Source organism: Lysinibacillus sp. C5.1, from assembly GCF_016350185.1.
GTDB lineage: Bacteria > Bacillota > Bacilli > Bacillales_A > Planococcaceae > Lysinibacillus > Lysinibacillus sphaericus.
The window spans coordinates 241298-265951 of sequence record NZ_CP066226.1; the positions used below are offsets into that span (position 1 = coordinate 241298).

At 36.8% G+C, this 24654-nt stretch carries 21 protein-coding genes and 2 riboswitches; of the genes, 9 read left to right on the forward strand and 12 right to left on the reverse strand.

Annotated elements, in window-relative coordinates:
- Positions 1–103 precede the first annotated feature (103 nt).
- Positions 104–1369, reverse strand: coding sequence for an Nramp family divalent metal transporter (locus I5435_RS01170; protein WP_025218391.1), 1266 nt, complete (start codon positions 1367–1369; stop codon positions 104–106).
- 319 nt (positions 1370–1688) lie between these two features.
- Positions 1689–1834: riboswitch (cyclic di-AMP (ydaO/yuaA leader) on the forward strand.
- Between the two features lie 174 nt (positions 1835–2008).
- On the opposite strand from I5435_RS01170, the gene I5435_RS01175 reads away from it, so the two are divergent.
- The 3 genes from I5435_RS01175 (at position 2009) to I5435_RS01185 (ending at position 6166) form a co-directional block, all read left to right on the forward strand.
- Complete coding sequence (locus I5435_RS01175) at positions 2009–3832, forward strand: APC family permease (protein ID WP_024360833.1); 1824 nt, start codon at positions 2009–2011, stop codon at positions 3830–3832.
- 218 nt (positions 3833–4050) lie between these two features.
- Positions 4051–4152, forward strand: a riboswitch (purine riboswitch).
- Between the two features lie 131 nt (positions 4153–4283).
- Entirely contained in the window at positions 4284–4868 is a 585-nt protein-coding gene (locus I5435_RS01180; RefSeq protein WP_024360834.1) for a xanthine phosphoribosyltransferase, read from the forward strand.
- Positions 4868–6166 carry a nucleobase:cation symporter-2 family protein gene (locus tag I5435_RS01185; protein ID WP_108030719.1) on the forward strand — a complete coding sequence of 433 codons (1299 nt, stop codon included), beginning with the start codon at positions 4868–4870 and terminating at the stop codon, positions 6164–6166. Before I5435_RS01180 ends, I5435_RS01185 begins: the two co-directional genes overlap by 1 nt.
- 133 nt (positions 6167–6299) lie before the next feature.
- On the opposite strand, the gene I5435_RS01190 is transcribed toward I5435_RS01185, so the two are convergent.
- From I5435_RS01190 to I5435_RS01205, 4 genes are read right to left on the reverse strand one after another with little or no spacing between them, the layout of a single operon-like run.
- Entirely contained in the window at positions 6300–7133 is an 834-nt protein-coding gene (locus I5435_RS01190; RefSeq protein WP_024360836.1) for an ABC transporter ATP-binding protein, read from the reverse strand.
- Between the two features lies 1 nt (position 7134).
- Complete coding sequence (locus I5435_RS01195) at positions 7135–8166, reverse strand: FecCD family ABC transporter permease (RefSeq protein WP_024360837.1); 1032 nt, start codon at positions 8164–8166, stop codon at positions 7135–7137.
- The gene (locus I5435_RS01200; protein ID WP_024360838.1) at positions 8163–9197 is read right to left on the reverse strand and encodes a FecCD family ABC transporter permease; all 1035 of its coding nucleotides are present in this window, start codon (positions 9195–9197) and stop codon (positions 8163–8165) included. Before I5435_RS01200 ends, I5435_RS01195 begins: the two co-directional genes overlap by 4 nt.
- Position 9198: 1 nt before the next feature.
- On the reverse strand, positions 9199–10248 hold the full coding sequence (locus I5435_RS01205; protein ID WP_024360839.1) for an iron-siderophore ABC transporter substrate-binding protein: 1050 nt from the start codon (positions 10246–10248) through the stop codon (positions 9199–9201).
- Between the two features lie 257 nt (positions 10249–10505).
- Here I5435_RS01205 and I5435_RS01210 point away from each other — a divergent pair, with 257 nt between their 5' ends.
- Positions 10506–10688, forward strand: coding sequence for a DUF6366 family protein (locus I5435_RS01210; RefSeq protein ID WP_024360840.1), 183 nt, complete (start codon positions 10506–10508; stop codon positions 10686–10688).
- A gap of 516 nt (positions 10689–11204) precedes the next feature.
- Positions 11205–11777 (forward strand): YitT family protein, encoded by a 573-nt coding sequence (locus tag I5435_RS01215; RefSeq protein WP_024360841.1) that lies wholly within the window; start codon positions 11205–11207, stop codon positions 11775–11777.
- Between the two features lie 48 nt (positions 11778–11825).
- Here the strand turns inward: I5435_RS01215 and I5435_RS01220 are convergent, their stop codons facing one another.
- Together I5435_RS01220 and I5435_RS01225 are read right to left on the reverse strand one after the other, a co-directional pair.
- The gene (locus I5435_RS01220) at positions 11826–12701 is read right to left on the reverse strand and encodes a DMT family transporter (protein WP_024360842.1); all 876 of its coding nucleotides are present in this window, start codon (positions 12699–12701) and stop codon (positions 11826–11828) included.
- A gap of 107 nt (positions 12702–12808) precedes the next feature.
- A complete protein-coding gene (locus I5435_RS01225) occupies positions 12809–13966 on the reverse strand; it encodes a PucR family transcriptional regulator (protein ID WP_024360843.1) in 1158 nt (385 codons plus the stop codon).
- 260 nt (positions 13967–14226) lie between these two features.
- Between I5435_RS01225 and I5435_RS01230 the strand changes: the two genes are divergently transcribed.
- Both I5435_RS01230 and I5435_RS01235 read left to right on the forward strand, forming a co-directional pair.
- Positions 14227–15120 carry an EAL domain-containing protein gene (locus I5435_RS01230; protein WP_337983093.1) on the forward strand — a complete coding sequence of 298 codons (894 nt, stop codon included), beginning with the start codon at positions 14227–14229 and terminating at the stop codon, positions 15118–15120.
- Entirely contained in the window at positions 15086–16036 is a 951-nt protein-coding gene (locus tag I5435_RS01235; protein WP_337983094.1) for a GGDEF domain-containing protein, read from the forward strand. The genes I5435_RS01230 and I5435_RS01235 overlap by 35 nt, the downstream gene beginning before the upstream one ends.
- A 163-nt stretch (positions 16037–16199) precedes the next feature.
- Here I5435_RS01235 and I5435_RS01240 read toward each other — a convergent pair whose 3' ends face one another.
- The gene (locus I5435_RS01240; RefSeq protein ID WP_025218399.1) at positions 16200–16961 is read right to left on the reverse strand and encodes a glucose 1-dehydrogenase; all 762 of its coding nucleotides are present in this window, start codon (positions 16959–16961) and stop codon (positions 16200–16202) included.
- Between the two features lie 194 nt (positions 16962–17155).
- Here I5435_RS01240 and I5435_RS01245 point away from each other — a divergent pair, with 194 nt between their 5' ends.
- Entirely contained in the window at positions 17156–18550 is a 1395-nt protein-coding gene (locus tag I5435_RS01245) for an L-cystine transporter (protein ID WP_024360847.1), read from the forward strand.
- A 91-nt stretch (positions 18551–18641) separates the two neighbouring features.
- Here the strand turns inward: I5435_RS01245 and I5435_RS01250 are convergent, their stop codons facing one another.
- Positions 18642–20105, reverse strand: a complete 1464-nt coding sequence (locus tag I5435_RS01250) for a methyl-accepting chemotaxis protein (RefSeq protein ID WP_337983095.1) — start codon at positions 20103–20105, stop codon at positions 18642–18644.
- 722 nt (positions 20106–20827) lie between these two features.
- Here I5435_RS01250 and I5435_RS01255 point away from each other — a divergent pair.
- The gene (locus I5435_RS01255; RefSeq protein WP_024360849.1) at positions 20828–22093 is read left to right on the forward strand and encodes an MFS transporter; all 1266 of its coding nucleotides are present in this window, start codon (positions 20828–20830) and stop codon (positions 22091–22093) included.
- A 110-nt stretch (positions 22094–22203) separates the two neighbouring features.
- Here I5435_RS01255 and I5435_RS01260 read toward each other — a convergent pair whose 3' ends face one another.
- The 3 genes from I5435_RS01260 to I5435_RS01270 form a co-directional block, all read right to left on the reverse strand.
- Positions 22204–22518: a hypothetical protein gene (locus I5435_RS01260; protein WP_024360850.1), complete on the reverse strand. Its 315-nt coding sequence runs from the start codon at positions 22516–22518 to the stop codon at positions 22204–22206.
- 126 nt (positions 22519–22644) lie between these two features.
- Positions 22645–23199, reverse strand: a complete 555-nt coding sequence (locus I5435_RS01265; protein ID WP_024360851.1) for an SLOG family protein — start codon at positions 23197–23199, stop codon at positions 22645–22647.
- Between the two features lie 224 nt (positions 23200–23423).
- Positions 23424–24587 carry a DUF418 domain-containing protein gene (locus I5435_RS01270; protein WP_025218401.1) on the reverse strand — a complete coding sequence of 388 codons (1164 nt, stop codon included), beginning with the start codon at positions 24585–24587 and terminating at the stop codon, positions 23424–23426.
- Positions 24588–24654 lie beyond the last annotated feature (67 nt).

Below are 24654 nucleotides of genomic sequence, written 5' to 3' on the forward strand. Positions count from 1 at the left end.
TATTTGACAATGAACCTCGCAGTAACAGCTAATTGTCATAGCAAAAAGTGTTAAAGTGACGCAGTCGCTTTAACACTTTTTCTATTATTTCATCTTTATTTTATTAAGCAAATAGCGTTTCCCATAATAGGTAAATATTTAACGCTACGACGATGACAACGACACACCAGCCAAGAATTGTTGTGATACGGTGATTGACGAGGCTACCCATAATGTCCTTTTTACTTGTGAACATCACAAGCGGGATAAGCGCAAAGGCAATACCGAATGACAGGATGACTTGGCTTAATACAAGCGCATAGGTTGCATTGACGCCAGATGCAATAATGACCAATGGTGGAATCATTGTAATGGCTCTGCGCAAATAGAGAGGAATTCTACGCTGGATAAAGCCTTGCATGACAACATCTCCTGCTAGTGTACCGACTGAAGAACTTGCAAGTCCTGCAATAAGAAGACCAAGGCCGAAAGAAACGGCTGCCATAGGGCCAAGTGCATCTCGTAATCCGTTATAGGCAATGTCTAAATCCTCAACTACTAATCCTTGCGTATGGAACACCGCTGCTGCAATAATCAGCATGCTCATATTAATCGCGCCGGCAATAATCATTGCAATTACAATATCAATAAACTCGAAACGGAAAATACGTCGTTTTTCATTATCATTACGACCAATAACGCGATTTTGTGTTAAAGAAGAATGTAAATAGATTGCATGCGGCATAACAGTAGCTCCTAAAATACCTGTTGCAAGTAATAGGGAATCGACTCCATCGAAATGTGGTGTCAGCATTCCGAGTGTCACTTCACCCCAATTTGGTTGGGCTAAAAATGTCTGGAACGCAAATGCGAGCACTACAATTAGCACCATACCAGAAATACCAGCTTCGAAGGCTCTAAAACCTCTGCGTTGTAGCTCTAAAATGGCGAATGAGCCGACTGCCGTAATTAGTGCCGCTGGTAGCATTGGGATGTTAAATAATAAATATAGACCGAGGGCAGCACCGATAAACTCTGCAAGATCAGTTGCGATAATTACAAGTTCAGCCTGTATCCATAAAAATATTGAAGTTTTTTTAGAAAAGTTCTCTCTTGCTATTTCCGGCAAATTCTTTCCTGTTGCAATGCCAAGTTTTGCTGATAAAGATTGAATTAGTACAGCCATTAAGTTGGAAAAGGCAATAACCCAAAGAAGTAAATAACCGTACTGTGAGCCAGCCGTAATATTTGTGGCAAAGTTGCCGGGATCTATATAGGCAACCGCTGCAATAAATGCCGGACCTAGAAAGGGTAAAATCCGTTGCCAGCCTTTTATGTCGCCATCTAAAACAGCTTCGGCTGCCGACTTATTAATCGGTTTATAGGCCATGTTGTTCCCTCGTTTCAAAAAGTATCGTAAGTGAAATAAAGTTTCCTATAGGAAAATAATGATACTACTATTCTATAGCTAGAACTGAAAAATGTGAAGAAGTTTGCTCAATTTTTTTAGCATTGCCAAAAAACAAAGGGAAATCACTGCTGAAATGAGTTAAATCGCGGATAAAACCATGGAAATCAGCAAAAATAATCCGAAACGTATACCAGTAATGGGCTTCTACATATAAGGAAAAAATTTACGAAAACCGTATAATCTGTTCTTTACTTTTTATTAATACAGGCGTAATATGACATCATTATAAAAGTTTCAAATTTCTAAATCGCTGAAGCAACTAAACGCGGGGGACCCAATTTTGATGGATTGTCTCTACAATTCTTGGGGTGAATCTCTTTACAAGAGTAGGGCTACTCAGGCCCGAATCCGACAGCTAACCTCGTAAGCGTTAAGAGCAGAAAAGTTGGAGCTTGTCAGACGTTACAACGTCTACAAGTCGTATTTAGTGATGACTTGTAGACGTTTTTTGTTGTCATTTGGCACCCAAAGCCCCAGTAGCTAGAAAGAGCGATTATGCAAAGGTGTAATTGATTTAGAAAGGCGAAACACACTCTAAAAATCTAGAAGGTGTTAAAAATGAAATCCTCATTCAAACGTTATGTTATCGGTAAACCATTGAGATCCGATGCATTAGGGGAACAAAAGCTTAGTAAAACAAAGGCATTGGCTATATTATCATCTGATGCATTGTCATCAGTAGCATACGGACCAGAGCAAATTTTACTTGTGCTCATGACAGTAAGTACGGTTGCCTTTTGGTATTCGTTACCGATTGCAGCAGGTGTAGTGGTGCTACTTGTGGCACTCACGTTATCCTATCGACAAGTTATTTTCGCCTATCCACATGGTGGTGGAGCATATGTAGTGTCCCGCGAAAACTTAGGCGTTAATGCAGGTCTTGTAGCGGGTGGGTCATTACTCGTTGATTATATTTTAACGGTTGCAGTAAGTGTTTCTGCGGGGACAGATGCTATTACCTCAGCATTCCCAAGTTTACATGCTTATAATGTACCGATTGCAGTGTTTTTTGTTATTTGCCTAACACTATTAAATTTACGTGGTGTTACAGAATCAGCATCCGTTTTAGCGTATCCCGTATATTTGTTCGTTGTTGTGATGTTAATGCTTATTGGAATAGGTATCTATAACGTCGCAACGGGGCAAGTTCCTGCTGAGTTGCATCCAAAAATCGGGACGCCAGTTGCGGGCATTAGTTTGTTTTTATTATTAAAGGCTTTTGCTTCAGGAAGCTCGGCATTGACGGGCGTAGAAGCGATATCCAATGCTATCCCGAATTTTAAAAGCCCTGCACCAAATAATGCAGCGAAAACGCTATTAGCAATGGGGAGTATATTAGCCGTGCTGTTTATTGGTATTGTGGGCTTAGCCTATTTCTACGGAGTTGTACCGAACGCTCAGGCAACGGTTGTCTCACAAATTGCCGAAGCGAGTGTTGGACGCAATGTATTTTATTATATCGTGCAAGGTACGACAGCTATGATTTTAGTGCTTGCTGCCAATACGGGTTATTCAGCCTTCCCTTTACTCGCAGTCAATTTATCAAGAGACGGCTTTATACCAAGAATTTTTCAAATTCGTGGAGATCGCCTTGGCTATTCTAACGGGATTATGATGCTCGGATTAGCAGCGATTGTCCTTATTGTGTTGTTCGATGGTGCTACAGAGCATTTAATTCCTCTTTATGCAGTAGGTGTCTTTATACCATTTACATTAGCGCAGACTGGAATGATGCGAAAATGGTGGCGTGAAAAGCCAAATGGTTGGGTGATGAAATTCGTTATAAATACAATAGGTGCAGCCATTTCCTTTGTAGTGGCGATGATGTTCTTTGTTACAAAATTACCTCAAGTATGGCCAGTATTTATCTTTTTACCAATGATTATTTGGATGTTCCATCGCATTAAGCAACATTACAATGCAGTCGGAGAGCAACTACGACTAAATGGAGAAGCATTGCCGATAGTAGATGGAAATGTTTTTATTGTACCGGTAGCGGGGATTACGAAAGTGGTAGAAAATTCACTGCATTATGTGCAATCATTGAATGTAGAAAAAATTATAGCCTTTTATGTAGCATTTGATCAGGCTGATGCCAAAGCTTTTGAAGAGAAGTGGAAGGCATGGCAACCCGATATACGTCTCGTTACGTACTATTCGCCATATCGAAGCATTACGCAACCTTTAAAAAAATTTATTGATAAGGTAGAACACCAATATGCGAAAACGGGCTATCAAGTAACTGTGGTCATTCCACAGTTTTTACCGAAGAAAGGTTGGCATCATATGCTACACAATCAATCGAGTCTATTAATTCGTACATCGCTGTTATTTCACAAAAATGTCGTCATTATGACAGTACCTTTCCATTTATCTAAATAATGACTAGCAAGGTCGAAAATAGTCTGATATAATCAGAGCATTGATTGCAAAACACGAACGTTTACCATGAAATAATGTGTAAATACCATTAAATTCCGAAAATTTAAACTTTTTTCAGTGGTAGATATAAGCATCTGCCGAAAGAAGATATGCATCTGCTTATTATGCATATTCATATTGAAATTATAAAAATGGATATTTATAATAAGAAAGTTCAACCAGCTTAATACTGTTTCACTCATATAATAGCGAGAATATGGCTCGTAAGTTTCTACCGATTTACCGTAAATGAATCGACTATGGGTAGCATTGCTTTAGAAAAACTCATACTAGCGATGATGTTTTCTATTAGTTTCGACGTTTTTGCGCTGAATGCCTTGCTCCACTCGTAGATGAATGGAATCAAAGTATTCAGCGTTTTTATTATTTTATGAAAGAAGGAAAAGCAGCAATGAAGTTATTACATGACAAAATTATGCAGGAAGGTAAAGTTTTATCTTCGTCTGTATTAAAAGTTGATTCTTTTTTAAATCATCAAATCGATCCACAGCTTATGAAAGAAATTGGGCACGAGTTTGCAAATCGCTTCTCTGATGAAATTATTACAAAAGTGCTAACAATTGAATCTTCAGGAATTGCACCTTCTGTAATGTTAGGTCTTGAAATCGGTGCACCGGTAGTATTTGCCCGTAAACGTAAATCTTTAACATTATCAGACAATCTCTATTCGTCAAAAGTACATTCTTTCACAAAAAACGAAACGAATGATATTTCAGTATCTTGTAATTTTTTAAGTGAAGATGACAATGTTTTAATTGTTGACGATTTCTTAGCAAATGGTGAAGCGGTAAAAGGCTTACTAGATATTGCAGCGCAAGCAGGGGCTCATGTTGTCGGTGTCGGCATCGTGATTGAAAAAGGCTTCCAAGACGGTGGTAAATTATTACGTGAGCAAGGTGTTCGCGTTGAATCATTAGCAATTGTGGATTCTTTAGAAGACGGCAAAGTAACATTTGCAACGGAGGATCGCGCGTAATGAATGCCTTTAAGTCAACGACGCTAGCTATTCAACATTTACTTGCGATGTATGCAGGTGCGATTTTAGTTCCGCTTATTATTGGTGGCGCTTTAGGTTTTGATTCAAAGCAAATGACTTATTTAGTAGCGATTGACATTATGATGTGTGGGATCGCAACATTACTTCAAGTGTATTCAGGTAAATTTATCGGTATTGGTTTACCAGTAGTTCTAGGATGTACCTTTACAGCAGTAAGTCCAATTATTGCAATTGGGACAAACCCTGAACAAGGTATTACAGACATTTATGGCTCCATTATTGCATCAGGTTTAATCGTTATGGTCATTGCAGGCTTTTTCGGTAAGCTTGTAAAATTCTTCCCGCCAGTTGTAACAGGTTCTGTTGTGTCCATTATTGGTATCTCTTTATTACCAGTTGCACTTAACAATATGGCGGGTGGACAAGGTGCAGAAGACTTTGCATCGGGTTCTAATGTTGCTTTAGCATTTATTACATTAGTAATTATTTTAGTCGTTTACCGTTTTACTACAGGCTTTGTGCGTGCGATTTCAATTTTAATTGGCTTAGTTGTTGGTACAGTGCTCGGCGCATTTATGGGCAAAGTGGATTTCAGTCCTGTGTCAGATGCAGGCGTATTCCATATGGTTCAGCCGTTCTATTTCGGAATGCCAACATTTGATGCCACAGCGATTTTAACAATGACGCTTGTAGCAATGGTTTCATTAGTAGAATCTTCCGGTGTCTATTTTGCACTGAGCGATATTTGCAATAAAAAACTAGATTCAAAAGATTTAGCACGTGGGTATCGTTCAGAAGGTCTTGCTTCTGTTATTGGTGGTATTTTCAATGCCTTCCCATATACTACATTCTCACAAAACGTAGGGCTTACGCGTATGTCTGGCGTGAAAAATCGCAAAGTCATCTACATCACAGGTGGTTTACTAGTAGCACTTGGTTTCCTACCAAAAATTGCAGCACTCACAACAATTATTCCAACACCAGTACTTGGTGCGGCAATGTTGGCGATGTTCGGTATGGTAATTACACAAGGTATGGGCATGCTAGTACCTGTTATGAATGAGTCAGCAGAAAACGCCATGATTGCTGCGATTGCAGTTGGCCTTGGTGTAGGTGTATCGGTTGTTCCAGATATTTTCAAGGAACTGCCATCATACGTATCGGTTCTTACGTCAAATGGTATCGTCTGTGGTTCGGTTACAGCGATTATCTTAAACATTTTATTTAACATGATTGGGCCAAAGCGTAAAAATGACCCAATGCATGGGGAAATTTAAATCAAACAATGCCACTTCCTGATAAAAGGAGGCATTGTTTGATGAGAAAAGAAACAAGACAAGGGAAATGAAACAAGCGTCAAACTTCTGTTAAATTTACCTTGTCTTGTCAATAAAACGGCTTGCGATTTCGTTAGCATGATTTTGCTTTCAGCGCTATGCTGTCAATGTGGTTGTGGTGTCGTCCGATTGGCACGACGGATGGTGAGTTCGAAACGGGGTCTTCGATTACCATACAGTCGAGTGCGAATATATCTTTAATTAATGAATTAGTAATAATGTCAGATGGCGGTCCTTCTGCCACGAGCTTCCCTTCATGTAGGGCAAATATATAATCTGCATAACGTGCTGATAAGTTAATGTCGTGTAACACCATGACAATCGTTGTGCCATATTTACGATTTAAATCTGTCAGTAAATCTAAAATTTCTACTTGGTACGTAATATCTAAGTACGTTGTTGGCTCATCTAAAAATAAAATATCTGTTTGCTGCGCTAATGCCATGGCAATCCATACGCGCTGTCTTTGCCCACCTGATAATTCATCAATATGGCGATCAGCAAATTCTGTAATGTTCATCATTTCCATCGCTTCTGCGACAGCCTCATAATCTTTTTTAGACCAACCTTTTAAAAAGCTATGATGGGGGAAGCGCCCTCTACCAACTAAATCCGCAACTGTTATTCCTTCTGGAACGATAGGGCTTTGTGGTAACAAGCCTAGTATTTTGGCAAGTTGCTTCGGTGGCATTTTTTGAATAGCTTGCCCATCTAACGTTACTTGCCCTGAAGTCGGCGTAATGAGTCGTGCCATCGTTTTTAGTAGCGTAGATTTTCCACAACCGTTGGCTCCGATAATTATGCTTATTTTATTGCTAGGAATCGTTACACTAACGTCTTGTAAAATCGTTTTATTGTCGTAACCAGCAGTAATTTGCTCCGCTCGAAATGTATGTGTTGGCTTCATATTATAAATCTCCTTTTCGATTGATACGAATTAATAAATAAATTAAATACGGTGCACCAATAATCCCCGTAATTACGCCAACAGGATATCTGGTATCGAATGCAAACTGACCGATTAAATCTGCGGCCAATACTAAAATAACGCCAATTAAGCCTGCAGGCACGATATTTGAAAAGCCTACACCAACAATCTTTTTGGCAATAGGACCTGCTAGAAATGCAACAAAGGCAATTGGTCCCGCAGCTGCTGTAGCTAACGCAATCATTAAAACTGAGCTAAGTAATAGCACCAACCTCGTTTTGTTTGGAGCAACACCGAGTGATGTCGCTGCTAGTTCGCCAAGCTCTAATATTTCTAATCGACTAGCCAAACAAAGAACAATGGGTGTGCAAATTAAAACAGCTATGATTAATGGATAGAGGTTTTCCATTTTCGCCCCATTCAAACTGCCACTTAACCAACGCATAGCAGAAGGTAGGTCATGCGTATTACCAATAACCATTAAATAAGAAATAAACGCATTTAACATTGCTTGAATACCGATACCGATTAAAATTAATCGACCAATTGAAAAAGAGCTACCTTTAGATAAAATAAAAATAACGATAGCAGTTAAAAGACCGCCAACTACTGAGGCAATCGAGACAAGTGCATTACTCGCATGCAGGACAATAATACAAAAAACAGCAGCAGCACTTGACCCAGCAGTGATGCCAATTACATTTGGATTGGCTAATGGATTGCGCAACATTGTTTGGAAAATGTAGCCACCAGCACCAAATGCAAAGCCAGCAAATAGTCCGACGATCATTCGGGGTAATCTGATTGTGCCGATTGCAAAGGAAGCGCCTTTGACATTCTCACCTAAAAGTACGCTGACAACATCTTTTACCGGATAAATGGTATTGCCTAACATGAGCATCAAACCCATAAGTACAATTGAAATAATTGCTAGCAAACATGTCATAAGTAGGAAACGACGTTTTCGTTTCATTCTTGAATTATAAATAGACATCATTGTTTCATTCATCATAATGCACGCATTTTCGCTTTCATTGTAATAAAAATTAATAGGGGAGCTCCAATGAAGGCAGTTACAATACCTACTTCAAGCTCGCTCGGACTCCCTAATAGTCTTCCACACACATCAGCAATGGTTAAAATAATTGCCCCAGCAAATGCTGAAAGTGGAATAACATAGCGCACGTCTGGGCCAATAATTAATCGAATTAAATGCGTCGCTAACAAACCGATAAACCCAATCGGTCCAGCTAATGCTGTTGCCACACCACACAATAACACACCGCCAAATGAAGCGAGCAGGCGAATTGTCCCCGTTTTAACACCTAAGCCAGTCGCTACATCATCTCCTAATGCTAGCGCATTCAATGCTGGCGCAGAAAAGATAGCAATACAAAGTCCAACTATTAAAAATGGGATAAACAGTGAGATATGATCCCAGCTACCAGAACCTACACTACCAACTTGCCAAAATCTAAATTGGTCCATTACTTTCGTACGTGGAATCATAACGGCCACAACGAGTGAAGACAGTATGGCACTTGTAGCAGCGCCGGCTAAGACGAGTTTGATTGGTGTTGCGCCGCCACTCCCGATTGAACCAACAGTAAAGACAAAAATAGCGGTAAGCATTGCACCTGCGATGGCCAGCCAAATATATTGATTCGCGGAACTAATATTAAAAAAGGCAATCCCACAAACAACAAATAAGGATGCCCCTGTATTTACACCTAGTATACTTGGGTCCGCAATTGGATTGCGCGTTACAGACTGCATTAATGCACCCGATACACCTAAAGCGGCACCACACATAAAACAAAAAATTGTTCGAACAACTCTTTGTCGAACAACACTTGCCTCATGAGAAGCGACTTCTGAATGGAATAGACCATCCAGAAGTTGCGTCCAAGTAATCATCCGAGAACCAAATATAAGCGATGCCATCACACTTAGACAAAGCAATATGGCGAGCAAAATAATCAGCTTGCCGAAGTTACGTGGCATCCATACATGCTTATTTTCTGAAACGGAAGTATTCATCATATTATTTCAGCTTTTTCGCAACATCAGAGATTAATGCTAAGTACTCGTCAATTGTATATTGAATGGATAATGGGTTTGGATTACCTGCGGCAGCTAATGGCGTATTATCAGTAATGACAATGACTGAACCATTTTGGATTGCTGGCACTTTTCCTAAAATAGGGTCAGCTTGAAGTGCAGCTAAAGTTTTATCATCCCCATATGTAATAAAAATTTCTGCATCCTTTAAAGCATCTGCATTTTCAGCACTTAACTCAATATAGAAGCTAGAGTCATCTTTTACTTGCTCTTTAATACTTGGTGGATATTCCATACCTAATTCCTCTAAAAATTCACCACGAGGATCTGCAGGCGTATAAATATAAAACTTAGATAAATCAGTTGCATTGAACGAAGCAAATACAGCTTTTTTACCTTTTAATTCTGGTAATTCATTTGCCTTATCAGCAATTAACTTTTCTGTATCAGCAATCAATTGTTTGCCTTCCTTTTCCATACCCATACCTTTTGCATTGTATAGGATTTGGTCGCGCCATGAAATAACCCATGGAATTTCTGGGTACGCCACAACTGGTGCAATTTGACTTAATGTATCGTAGTCTTCTTGTGTAATACCTGAATAGGCAGCTAAGATTACATCTGGATTTGAATCAGCAATTGCCTCAAAATCTAAACCATCCGTATCTTGATAAATATTAGGATTTTCTTCACCTAACTCTTTTAACTTGTCAGCTGTCCATGGCAGCATACCACTATCATCCTGTACGCCGTAGTTTGCAGCAGAGAAGCCCACTGGCACAACACCAAGTGCTAATGCGACATCATGGTTTGCCCAAGCAATCGTTGCAACGCGTTCAGGTTTTTTATCGATTACAGTTTCTCCAAAAGCGTGCTTAATAACAATTGGATACTGTGTATCACTAGCATCGGATTCTGGTTTTGAATCACTAGATGCAGCACCGGACTCTTTTTCTGCACATCCAGCTAAAGCTAAAGAAAAAATAGCTATAAATAACATTGTAAATAATGAAAAGTAACGCTTTGAATTCATATTAGAATAACACTCCTATTAACAAAATAATTGATAATGATTATCACTATCGATTGTAGTATATAACCAATACATATATATTTCAATAGAATATTTTTTAAATTAAAAATTGCGAAGTCTAAACATTTTATCTTTTCTCTTCATTAATCTGCAATATAGTTAAATAATGAATATTCTGATTTTATGCAGAATTGGTTGTTGGAAATGATACTATGAAGAAGGAAGAGGAAGTTCAATTTGAAAAAAGGGGGGCTTTCATGTCAGAACAAGAACGAGAAAATTTAAAAGCGAAAGAACAGCGAAAAAACCCTGGAGGTGCTTTGAACAGTGCATCGGCACAAGCGCATACTGGTTCACCTAGCAAAGGGTGTTTAGTTAATATTGGTTCCATTATCATGATCATCGTTATTATTTTGTTGGTAAAAGCATGTGCAAATTAAAGTTTTCAACTTATAAAAAGGGACGCTATCCTTTAGTTTGGATAGTGTTTCTTTTTTCTAGGATAGCATGATTTAGTTGTTACATAATCTCTTCTGCATCTATATTTTTTAGCTCCTTGGCAAGTAATACATCTCTCCTCAATTAATAAGGTAGGAGGCTAGTTCAGCTTCTGTCTTCAATCTAAATATCCCTTTAAGGAACAGAGGAAAGGTGTTAAAAATTTAGAAGGGTTCACTAGTTGTTGGTAGCGAAGGCGTGACTCCTGTGGGAACGCACACATCGTAAGATGCTGGCATTCCGCGCGTTAGCGAGGGTTGCGGCTTACGTGTATGCCTGCGGAAAGCACCGCCGAAGGGAACAACAATGGCACAGCAAAAAAGTGTTAGATTGACTGCCATCAATCTAACACCTTTTCTCTTTTGCCCCACGCTCTTGGTAGTTAGCTAAAGTCCACAAACATGTTCAAATCAATTTTTTCATACTATAAGACATGCTTAGTCTCGGAGGGGGGTTGTATGTTTTTTCTGAAGAAAGGCTTGGTCATCATAATAGGTAGTATCTGTATATCATTAGGCATTAATCTATTTCTAACACCGTACCAAATACTAGACGGAGGCGTTGTAGGGGTAGCGCTTATTTTGTACTATTTGTATCAGCTAAAAATCGGACTTATGATTATTATTTTAAGCATTCCAATATTTGTTATAGCTTGGTTTAAATACAGAGCTTATTTCTATAATAGTGTACATGGGTTAATTGGCTCGTCTTTTATCATTGACCTGTTGAGGCCTATAAGAAATATAATTCAAATCGATGCGATTTATAGTGCAATTTTTGGAGGGATTTTAGTAGGTTTTGGCATCGGTTTAATGCTTCGCTTTCAGACAAGCACTGGTGGAACAGATCTAGTTGCACAGTTTTTAAGTGATAAAACAGGCATTAATGTGGGGATTCTTATTTTTTTTATTGATTCGATTGTTATTGTTTTAGGTGGGTTTCTATTATCTTCTAATACATTAATCCTTTCCATAATTACTGTGTTAGTAGTGGGTATTACGACAAGTATGATAACCAGTTATGCAAAATAAAAAATAGCTTCAGTAAACACTGAAACTATTTATAGGTGAGCGTTAAGGTCAGTTATTCATCATCCGCTTTTTTGGATAGGCGGGTTTTACTTCCGCAATTAAAATAGCTAGTAAAATTAATACTGCGCCTATCACCATTCTGCCTGTCAGTACTTCATGCAAAAATATTACCGAAAGCACCATACCGAAAAAGGATTCTGTTGACAAGATAATGGCTGCCTTTGTAGCAGTTGTATATTGATTGGCCACATTTTGAAAAAGGTACGCAATAGTAGTTGAAAAAATCCCTAAATAAATGATTGAATAGATTGCTTCTTTTTCAAGATTAGTAGGGATATCGCCTTGACTGACGACGACCAAGATACCCAAAACGGATGCTGTTATAAACTGCACAATGGTAAGAGCGATTGCATCTTCCTTTTGTACAAAAAGGTTTGTACAAAAAATATCGAAAGCAAAGGCAACAGCACATGCTAGAGAAAGGGCATCTCCTATATTCATTGTGAGGGAACCTTGTAATGATAAACAGCCAATTCCAACAAGCGCTATAATAGAGCCAATGATTTCGTAACCATCGATTCGGCGTTTATAGACGGCATAAGCAATAAGTGGAACAACGATTACATTAACAGCGGTTAAAAATGCATTTTTAGAGGGAGTCGTATATTGTAAACCAACTGTCTGAAGGGCAAAGGCAATATACAATATCGTGCCTAGTAAAACACCTTTCCAAACGACTGATTTTGTTGCTTTTTTTAATTTGTATCCAAAAATGACGGTTAGTATAATCGAAGCTAATATAAATCTTCCTGCCATCACTTGATAAGCAGTTAAATATTCTAGTGCAATGGCTGTAACAACAAACCCACTACCCCAAACGATAGCGGTTGTAAGCAACATGCCATCAGCTATGTATTGTTTCATCTTTCTTCCTCCTAACTCCAATAAGAATAGCATGAGAAGGAAGAAAATATTTTGACTTTGTTTCTAAACTTTCAGGCGTTTTTTTGTACTTATTCCAAAGCGAATATTTATTCTGCTATTTTGCTATGTAATAAGTACAATTTAACGGCTGCTGATAAGCGTTCATAAAAAACATAATCATTATCTTGCGGTGCTACCAATTGGCGGATTTTTGTCATGCGATATCGGATAGTATTTGGATGGCAGAAGTGCGCAACTGCTACTTCTTTTATGTTACCCTTTTTTGCGATATACGTGATTGCGGTATTGATGAAATCGGTATCAACCTTTTCATCAAGTAAGGGCCCTAGATAGTTTTTTACATAATGCATGGCAAATTGAGGATCTTTGCGATGTAACTCAATAAGCAAACTATCAGAACCAAGCTGTGTGTAATGACAAGTAGGGGTCATATCAATTTCTGCCATTAAGCGGGCAGCGAAAGCTTCCCGTACTGCAAGGTGAAGTGCCATTTGTGTGCTATGCACCTGGCTATAGCCAACAGTCAGTTTGTCTGTCGAAATATCATACATTGTAAGCCATTCATTAAGAAATTTTTCAAATTGAAAATGCTGTGATAGATTGGTCATTAAGATAAAGAGGCTATTTTTATATTTACAAATAACGCCTGTTTTTAATAGTGGTTCCAATTGCAAAAAAGGTTGCATCCATTGTGCATTCGATACGGCTTGCATTTGAAAATTCGCTACGAATACATATTTTTCAAATGGTTTGTTCAATTGTTGTAAAAAAGATGTGATTTGTTCTGCAGAGACATCTTCGTTAATGAGACGTTTCATAATGGTTTCTAAAAAGAATGTATAGTCTTGCGTTTTTGCATAAGCCATTGTTTCTAAAATAATTTTTTCAAAAAATTCATCCCCACCAAATCGCAGTATTGGGAAATGATGTGCATTTGCTAAGGCGAGTACTTCCTCTGGTAGTTCGTTATAAATAACGGGTTTATATGCTAAAGCGCTTGCTTCTAACTGAATCAGATTTTTTACAGCATTTACTAAATAATCAGGCTGTTGTTTTGCAAATAATAAGCTACTAAGGATTACACTATTTGGTGTAAATATCGTTTCTCGAACAGTGTGAATATCAGGCGAAAATTCAAAATCTAGAATTTCAACATTTTGGACAGGTTTATGTAAACCATTGCTACCTGCAACGACTGTAAAATCCTTTGTAATCGGCAATTGCAAAAAGTTTTTTACGTTCATTATGGAATCTAGCTACCTTTCCAGTAATTTATTATTAAGTATCGTACCATCATTTTAAGATAAATGAATATAGTTATTGTCTTTTATTGCAAATTTTATTGTTTGCATAGAGCCTATGTTCAAAAAATAACTATGTTCATGTACAATCCCTTCACTTGATGATTCTGAAATCAACTTCGTTCTTTTTACAACTACTTCACAGAGCGTTTACAATTAAAGCTTACAATGGATACTAATAACCAATTTAAGAGGTGCAAAAAATGGAGTCTGTTGTGAGACAAAGCGTAAAGACAAGCAATTTATTCTTATATTTAAATCATCTATATGAACAGCATCAAAGTAATACTTTATATATAAAACGTTTAAAAGCATTAAATAAAATTATCGAAACAAAAGATTTACATACTTTTTTTCAACCGATTGTAGATTTACAAACAGAGAAAACAATGGGATTTGAGGCATTAAATAGACCAACGCCCTCTGATTTATTTAACAGTGTCGATCAATTTTATGAATTTGTAGGGCAAACGGATTGCGTGTTTTTATTTGAATGCTTTTGTCGTAACCTATCATTGCAACGCTTCAAAGAGCGCCTTCACGGGGAGTTACTGAACCAAGATTATATCCTATTTCTTAATATCCACCCTAATGTATTACTGGATAAAAAATATAATAGTGGAGAAACATTACAACTGCTAAAAGAGCTCGGTATTAAACCACAGCAGGTAGTCTTTGAGTTAACGGAACGCAGCGCTGTGTTAGATTTTGTAGAGTTCGAAAGGGTATTATCACATTATCGTTCGCAGGGTTATCGAATTGCAGTGGATGATATGGGGTCCGGCTATAATAGTTTAAAAACATTGATTTATTTAAAACCTGAATTTATTAAGTTGGATCGTTCGTTAATTCAATATATCGATAAAAACAGTGAGCAGCAGCAGCTTGTTACATTGCTTATGAAATATGCGGAGCAAGCTGGAACAAAAATTATAGCAGAAGGCATAGAACGGCAAGAGGAGATCAATTATTTGCAAGACATTGGCATCCATTATGCACAAGGGTATGCGTTAGGGAGGCCATCAAAAGACATTCAATTGGGGGAATTAAGGGTGGATGACCATGCAGATAGGAGAAGTCACAGAAAACGTTCCTAGTATTGATGAATTTGTGAAAAACAAAGATGTAGATTTACTTTTTACAAGCAATCCATCATTGCGAAGTGTTGTTGTTGTACGAGATGGCAGTCCAATTGGACATATTACCCGCACACATTTCTATCAAAAAATTGGTACACGCTATGGCTATAATTTATTTATGGGTCGACAAAACCAGCTGATTATTAAAGATAATCCTCTAATTGTAGATTATGACACACCTATTATCGAAGTCAGTACAGAAGCGATGGGCCGACGAGCAGAGGACCTGTACGATGATATCATTGTCATTAAAAAAGGTGTCTATTTCGGTGTGGTCAGTATTAGAGAACTGTTGTTAAAGCTTGTAGAGACGCAAGTAGCGATTGCTAGTTTTTTAAACCCACTAACAAGCTTACCTGGCAATAAATTAATAGAAGAAAAATTACAAGCTGCATTACATCTTGAAAAATATAGTCTCATTTATTTTGATTTGGATCACTTTAAAACGTATAATGACACCTATGGTTTTAATAAAGGAGACAAAATTTTACTGTATTTAACAGATGTTCTCAAAAGAAATATTGCAGCTGGAGAAGATTTTTTAGGGCATATAGGTGGCGATGATTTTGTTGCTATACTCCCACACTATGAAGTCGCAATCATCTGTCAAACGATTATAGAAGAGTTTGATGCGCAAATTATTGATTTTTATGAGCTAGAGGATTTAGTAAAATTACAAGTTCCTAATAGGACTGGAAAATTAGAGCGTTTTACATGTACTTCGTTATCTATTGCTGTTATTACAAATGAATACCAGCAATTTACTTCAGTTGACCAACTATCCGATGCAGTAGCACGATTAAAAAAGGAATGCAAAAAGATATGTGGAAGCTGTTATTTAATTAATGACAAAGCAACCTACCTTATACATTAGATTTTTAAGATGTAGGGTGAATTACCCGCGGAATAAAGAGGAATACCCGCGAAATAGGGTAGATTACCCGCGGAACAGAAGGAAATACCCGCGAAATAAAGTAATATACCCGCGAACAACATAAAAACCTACCTCGTCTTATATAAACGAGGTAGGTTTTTTATTAGTAAGCACTCCAGCCAGCATCTGCCGCTAAAGCGACACCGTTAATAAGTCCGGAATCTTCAGAAGCTAAAAATAGGGCAATATTAGCAATATCTGAAACTTGACCAGCTTTTGGCATAAGTTGCACACCGCGTACAGATTGTTGCATACCAAATGGATCTACATTCGTCATGGCTGCTGCAAAGCCAGTTTCTACATGTGCAGGTGCAATTGCGTTGCAACGGATATTTTGTGAACCGTAGTGGGAGGCAATATTTTTTGTCATACCTACAACTGCGTGTTTCGCTGTAGTATAAGCTAGTCCACCGCGGCCGCCTGTTAATCCTGCAATGGAAGCCATGTTGACAATTGTTCCACCGCCATTTTCAATGAATATTGGTAATACTTGTCGAATAGCTCGCATCACACCACTTACATTAATGTCCATCACACGTTGCCAAACCGCATCTTCAACATTTGCCGCCGCCTGCATATTGTCACCAACTCCGGCATTATTGACTAAAATATCTATACGACCAAAATGAGCCACCGTAGTAGCCATCATTTTTTGAATATCTTCTTCTACCGCAACATTTACTTTGACACCAAATGCCTCAAAACCAACTTCATTAAACTCATTCACAGTAGCATTTAATGCGTCCTCATTGAAGTCAGCAATAACAACTTTTGCCCCTTCTTGTGCATATTTACGCGCAATTTCTTTACCGATTCCTGCTCCACTACCTGTAATAATAGCCACTTTATTTTGCAATTTACCCATAATTATTCCCCTCTTTCAATATAAGTTTACTATTAAACTAATTTGATTTTAGTCCTTTTCAATTGTTAAATCAAAGAAATTGAACCGCTTACATGTTTAAAAATCTTAATCTTAATAAAACATACTTGAATAATAGGTATTATAGGTATATAATTCGATTTACATTCTAATAAAACATCTTAGGAGGCTTTCTATTGTCAACTTTACAAGTCATTCTGAACGTAGCACTGTTACTTGCCTGCGTTGGAATTTTAGTTATTATGAATAAAAAACACGTGAAATTCTCAAATCGTGTTTTTGCTGGTCTAGGTTTAGGTATCGCACTAGGTCTAGGGCTGCAATTGTTTTACGGTATTGACTCAGAAGTTTTAACCAAGACAACATCTTGGTACAACATTATTGGTACGGGTTATGTGAAACTGTTACAAATGGTGGCAATGCCTCTAGTATTTATTTCTATTTTGATTGCCTTTACGAAAATGACAATTGGCAAAAATTTTGGCAAAATGGCCGCTTTAATTTTAGCAATTTTAATCGGTACTACAGCAGTATCAGCCGCAGTAGGGATTCTTTCGGCTACAATATTTGATTTAGATGCTACTCAAATTATGCAAGGCGACGCTGAAACAGAGCGTGGGGCATATATAGAAGAAAAGACAACGGGCATGACTGCACCTGATTTACCAACGCAAATTATAGAATTATTCCCAGCGAATCCATTCCTTGATTTAACAGGTGCTCGTTCAACATCTACAATTGCAGTTGTTATATTTGCAGCATTTTTAGGTTTTGCTTATTTACGTGTCGCACGTAAAGATAGTGAGATGGCTGCAACCATTAAAAAAGGCATTGATGCAGTGCATGCATTAGTAATGGGTGTTGTAACAATTGTTTTACGCTTAACACCATATGGTATTTTAGCCATTATGGCACGCACGGTCGCAACATCTGATTTTGGGGCAATTTACAACTTAGGTAAATTCGTTATTGCTTCTTACGTTGCGTTAATTATTATGTTCCTTGTTCATTTACTAATTATTTCATTAAGCGGTCTAAATCCGTTTACGTATTTAAAAAAATCACTTGAAACACTGTTATTTGCCTTCACTTCACGTTCAAGTGCGGGGACTTTACCTATGAATATTAAAACGCAAACTGGTAGACTTGGTGTACCAGAGGGGATAGCAAACTTCGCAGGTTCATTTGGTTTATCAATTGGTCAAAACGGTTGCGCTGGTGTATATCCTGCAATGCTTGCAATTATGATTGCACCAACTGTCGGCATTAATCCACTTGATCCTGTATTTATCATTACAGTTATTGCAGTGGTAGCAATAAGTTCGTTCGGTGTAGCAGGTGTTGGTGGTGGTGCAACATTTGCAGCTATCCTTGTGCTATCAGCGCTTCACCTACCGGTTGCACTTGCCGGTATTTTGATTTCAATTGAGCCATTAATCGACATGGGGCGTACGGCTCTAAATGTAAGTGGGTCAATGACAGCAGGTGTTACCACAGCACGTGTAACGAAAGAGTTGGATACAGAAATGTATAATAATAAAGCGGTTAGTGCACAAGTTTCGGACTTATAGGCTTGTAAAAATAAGTTTCGAACATAACAAACATAGCAAAAAAGTGTTAGATTGATTGAAGTCAATCTAGCACTTTTTCTCTTTTGTACAGTCAATAAGTATTTTTTATGTTTTCAGTGCTTTTGGCTGTGTCATCAATGTACTTTGCAATAATATGGTTGTCAGCTGTGATGTTTTCAATTGATGCATTCATTTGTTGTAAGGTGGCAGTGGCTTCCTCAATAATGGCAGCAAAATCATTTGTCGACGAGTCAACATTTTTGCTGTTCACAGCTACTTCATTTGATAAATGCTCAAATTCATTAAATTTTATTTTTAATGAATGTAAAATATTGCTTAATTGAATAAAGTTTGAATTAACTAACTTTGTAGATTCGACACTTTGATGCAATGTGTCGCTACTTTTTGTCATGTTCACCTGTGCTAATTTATTCGTTGTATTGACATCCGTTAAATTTTCACTGATTTTGACAGTAAGATTATTCGTTAAATCCGCTAAATTTCGTATTTCTTGCGCCACAACAGAGAATCCTTTTCCAGCATCCCCAGCACGAGCCGCCTCAATAGAAGCATTTAATGCCAATAAATTTGTCTGTTCTGTTATTTGTTGAATATCATTGGCAAACTGATTTGTTTCTTCAATTTTTTCCGTTAAAGTTTTAAAGTTTTCACTTAAGTTGGTTATCACATTTTGCAGACTATTCATCTCTGTTGTAAGATGATTTATTTTATTTTGTCCTTCAACCGCTAAGTTGCTAGATTGAATAGAGTCATCTATTAAACGAACTGTTATGTCATTCATAGAATGGATTGCTGCTAAGTTACTTTGTGCACTGTCCGCTATTTTAGATATTTGCTCACTTTGTAACATACTCCCTGATGAAACTTCATTCATGGCTAGTTGAATTTCCTCTTGCGATCTTAAACCAAATTGAACTTTTTCGTTAATTTTACTAATGCTTTCAGCAATAATAGCGATTTCCCGTTCTAAATGAAGTTTATGTTCTTCTTTTGTTTTTGCATCAGCTTCTGCGATTTCACTATAAGCTTGTAACTTTTTAAATTGATTTTGATTCATACGTATTAAGATTGTTAACAGAAATCCAATAAACAAATAAATGACAACAAAAGAAGTCATTTTTTCACTAGCAAATTCAGGTTTAGGGAAGAGATAAATTAAACCAAGCGTTATAAATCCTAAACTATAGCCGATGCTAAATATTTTGGCATTAAATTGAACAGCAGAGAAGATAGCAAAGAAAAAAATAGAAAGAGCAGTGGATAATTCCCCACCATAAATCATGACTAAACTAATATTAAAGATATTCATAATGATTACTATCAAGTAGGGGAAGACATACTCTTTTTTATATCGATTAATGACTATGTATAACAAAGGATAAAAAATTATTTGAACACTATAGAAAAAGATAATCCAAAAATCCGGTTTTAAAGATAATGTACCGAGTAAACCTAAAATTGTCGAAGCTAAATAAGTGAAAAGCATCAGCTTGTTTTTATTTTTCAAGTCCATTAATTTTAATTGCTCAATCATATTGCACTGAAGACCTCCTGTTTAATTTATTATTTTTAAATAGTAATTAATCACTAATTAAGGGGATTGTTTACCTTTAAACTAGTTATTAAGATTGATTATAGTTATTTTAACTGGAAGTAGTAAAGAATTATTTTCAATTTTTACCGATGTTAGTTAGAACTACCTACGTAATCAATATTGAAATTGCAAAAATAAATTTTCAATTAGAGAGAAAATGTTATGGCAAGTATTTCTCGTTCAATAAATAAATTTTCTGTGAAATTAATTAATTTAATATTAAACAGTTTAATGTTAAAATAAATTGCAGGTCACAAAAGTTTCACATTTATTGGAGGTGATTATGTGGCAAGAAAGCAGGATAAAGTCTAATACAGCGCGGTTTTAGAGGATAAATGGTCAACTGCGAATTCGCTTGCAGAATTATGACAAGTAAGCTACCGCAGACTTAATAAAAAGAAAGTAGTAGCTTTTTGGAGACAATCTATGTACAAGGATTCCTCTGCATTTGTTCTTTAAACAAGGAAGCCGTTCATTCTTTTTATGAAGTAGTTCTTACTTGAACCATGTGCAATAGCTTAAGCTAATGGACAAGTTAAGTAATGCAAATATATAACAAAATATCTTTTCAATCATTGCATATGTGCCAATTGGTATCCAAATGGCGAAATTTGACGTTTTGTGTAAAATAAAGTCGTTTATATAAAAGGAGAAATAGAGAAATGAGTGCTAATAAGAAAAGGCTTCACTTTGCATGGCTAGTATTACTAGGTTTATGTATTTCAGTTGGTTTAGCAAAGTCAGGATTAAACAGTTCGGCAGGACTATTCCTATCACCAGTATCTGAAGACATTGGTGTAGGTCTGGGTAATTTAACGTTATATCTAAGTATTTCATCTATCGTTACAATGGTATTTTTACCGATTGGCGGGAAGTTAATGGCGAAGTATGATACACGTATGTTACTTAGCATTGCAATTATTTTACAAGCGGGTGCATTTGCTTTATTCGGTATGATGAGCTCTGTATGGGGATGGTATATCCTTGCAATGCCATTAGCTGTTGGTGGCGTATTAATTACAGTATTGGCAGGACCTGTTTTAGTCAATCAATGGTTTAAACAACGTAGTGGACTAGCATTAGGTATTATTACTGCTTCTGGTGGTTTAATCGGGGCGTTTACACAACCTTTAATTGGTAACTTAATTGCCACTCAAGGTTGGAGAAGTGCATATATTATTGTAGGTGTTGCAGCGATTATTATTATCGTTCCAACAATTATGCTATTTTTAAGAAAATCACCACAAGAAAAAGGGCTATTACCTTATGGTGCAGTGGACAATAACAATGTAGAGAAGAAAGTAGAAACGGATACTAGCAATACGGGAATTTCGTTTGCGGATGCTAAAAAATCGTTGTCATTTTCATTGTTAATTCTGTTCTTCTTCATTATTACATCAATAGCAAGTTTTTCAATCCATATTCCAACATACCTTGTAAATCAAGGATTTAGTGTGAAGTTTACTGGTAATGTGATGGCTGCTTTAATGGTTGGTGTACTGTTAGGGTCAATTATTTTCGGTTATTTAATTGATAAAATTGGTGCTAAAAATACGACTGTTATCGCCATGTCTATTGGTTTAGTGTCTATGATTTTATTGCTCTTCTTTGTTGAAAGTACAATTGCGATCGTTGTAGCTGTTGGTCTTTTCGGATTTGTCACAGCTTGTATAGGAACATTAGCGCCTGCTATTACTTCTGCTTTATTTGGTAATAAAAATTACAGTCAAATCTATTCGACAGTTTCAATCGGTTTGGCAGTAGCGGGAATTATTGCACTTCCAGCGTATGGCTATATTTTTGATTTCACAGGAAGCTACACAGCTGTATTATATATTATTGTAATTATGTTAATCATGAATATTGTTTCTGTCTTAGTTGCTTTCCGTAATAAAGAAAAAATGGTGCAAAACGGATTGTGGAAATAAGATATTAATTGGCAAACTAAAAACTACACCTAACTTGCTAGACAAGTAATGGTGTAGTTTTTGTTTTTCAGGATAATTGTTTGAGAATTGTTTGAGTGACTGGCACCCAGTTAAATAATTTTTACATAAAAGTCTTTGCCGTTTATAATGTCAGTTACTTCAATGTTGTAATGAATTTTATAGTAATCATAAATATTTCGTGCTAAACCGGAGTGTCCATTTAAATAAGTTCCCTTTTTCACCTCTTTACGTGGATTGTGAAAATCAAAATATAGGCGCGAATCGTGGCACATCGAGTTTAAAATGGCTTTAAACTCCTGTTCCTCAATATGAATTCCTCGCGTATACTGGCACTCTCGGCGATACGTATCGTGTGAGACATTCACTGGTGAAGACTCAAGGGTCATTTCGATTTTTCTATTCAAATGTCAACAGCTCCTTTCAAGATTCCTAACTATTCTCTCTATTATAAAATTGTCAGAAAATTATATCAATATTTATCTATAGTGAAGAATGAAGAAATGTAACTTGTAGGGGAGGGATAGGGTAATCTACCAATCTTGCTGTTGCATTTCCTCTGCGATTACTTGAAGATCATAGGAATTAATGGTTAGAAGCGTATAGTCGTGGGTTTCCATATATTTTTCTGCCAAGTGCTTGATATACTTCGGAGAGCCCTCGTTTTCTTCATCATAAACAAGTAACAAACCGTCCGAATTTTGAATAATAAACTTGTCCTTCTCTGTAAACTGCCAAGGAGCCTCATACGGCTTTTTCGTGACACTCGTTACAAAGTCTGCCTGTGCTACTAGTGACAAATATTTTTCTTGTTTCATTTCTTGCCAATTTTTTTCTTGCTCTAAAAATGGTGTGATAACTGCATATTTTAAGTCAGGAAATTCCTCTTTTAATGTTAAGACAACCTCTACGCTCCATGTTTCAACACCTTGTTGTCCGCTGATAATGACCCATTCTAAACCTTCATCTAAAAGATTTCTCAAGCGATTTTCTAAAGCTTTTTTGATAATGGAGATACCAGGATGTTTATCATTGAAAATGCCAAGCTCATGTGGTTTATAGCCTGTAATAATTATTCGCTGAAGCACTAAAACGCCCCCTAAGCTGTTTGTATGTATCAAGTATACAGCAGGGGACGTATGAACACGAATGACAAATCTAGCAGGTGTGATGCCATGTATTTATTTATTTATTTTACGGTAGTTCCCAAGAAAATAATGACGCTTAAAATGCAAAAATTGTTAAGACTACAGTTGCTGTTGCACAAATGCCAAGAAACCACCAAGTGTCTGAGAAATCTTCTTTCGTTTCACTATTCATAGGACATACTCCCTTTCTGTTTAATGCGTCCAGTCCAAGACCAATTTGTCCACATACGTAACAACGCTTCAAATGGGCCTCGTTTAAATTTCTTTAAATAAACAATGCTTAAAATGCATTGCAAACTATATACTGCAATTCCCAAAATAACGCCGCCAAAAACGCCCAATTTGCCAAATAAACCTAGTCCATAACCGTAAAACACGGTCGTACAAATCACCGTTTGTAATAAATAATTGGTAAGCGATAATTTCCCCACACTTTCAAAAGCGATAGACAGACGTTGAATAGGTCGGAAATGAAATAGTAGAGCGGCCAAACAAATATAACCAACTGCTAACACCATTGAGCCACCTACGAGCAACATAGAAGAAAATGGGCTATCGATAAAACTAATGCTTTTACAAGTGATGCCTATTGGAACAAATAATGAGCCGAGGATATACCATTTCTTTTCATCTTGCATATTTTCAAATGCATGATTTTTCGCTAGCCCCATACCTAAAAGAAATAATGGTGCAAAAAATAACGGTGCAAATAAAATCATTATATAAATCATAACTGGGTCATCTATGTCAGGAGGCATGACGTTTAATCGAAAGTCGAAAATTTCTTGATAGCTGCCATTTGCATAGGTAGTATTTGCTTTATCAATATATACGGCCATTTCTTTGTCATCTTTTGCTGATATTTCATCTGAACCATAAGTTAAAGCGGTTGTTAATACAAACAATACGCTAGCCCAAATAACTAATGTTTTTGGTTTGCGATTTATAAATGGAATTAAAAATAATGTAATAAATCCATAAAACAGTAAAATGTCACCTTCCCATAAAAATGTTGCATGAAGTCCGCCTAAAACGATTAATCCTATCGCTCTACGTAAAATAGACCAGCGACTTTTGCCTTTTTTATTGCGAACGGACTGTATCATTTTAATAAGGGAATAGCCGAATAATATAGTGAAAATCGGCATAAATGAGCCTTCGATAAATATTTTTACAAAATATAAAGCTCCTGTATCAAGAAAGGAAAGATCACCTAACTTTTCTTTGCCATACATTCCATACTGAAAAATGAGCAAGTTGGCCATTAAAATACCAAATAAACTAAATCCACGCATTGCATCGATGAAGCGTACACGATGTGCTGTCATTGCCTTTTAACTCCTTTATTGGTTAACTTATATATAGTGTAGTTGGGAAAGCTTATCGTGAATTAAC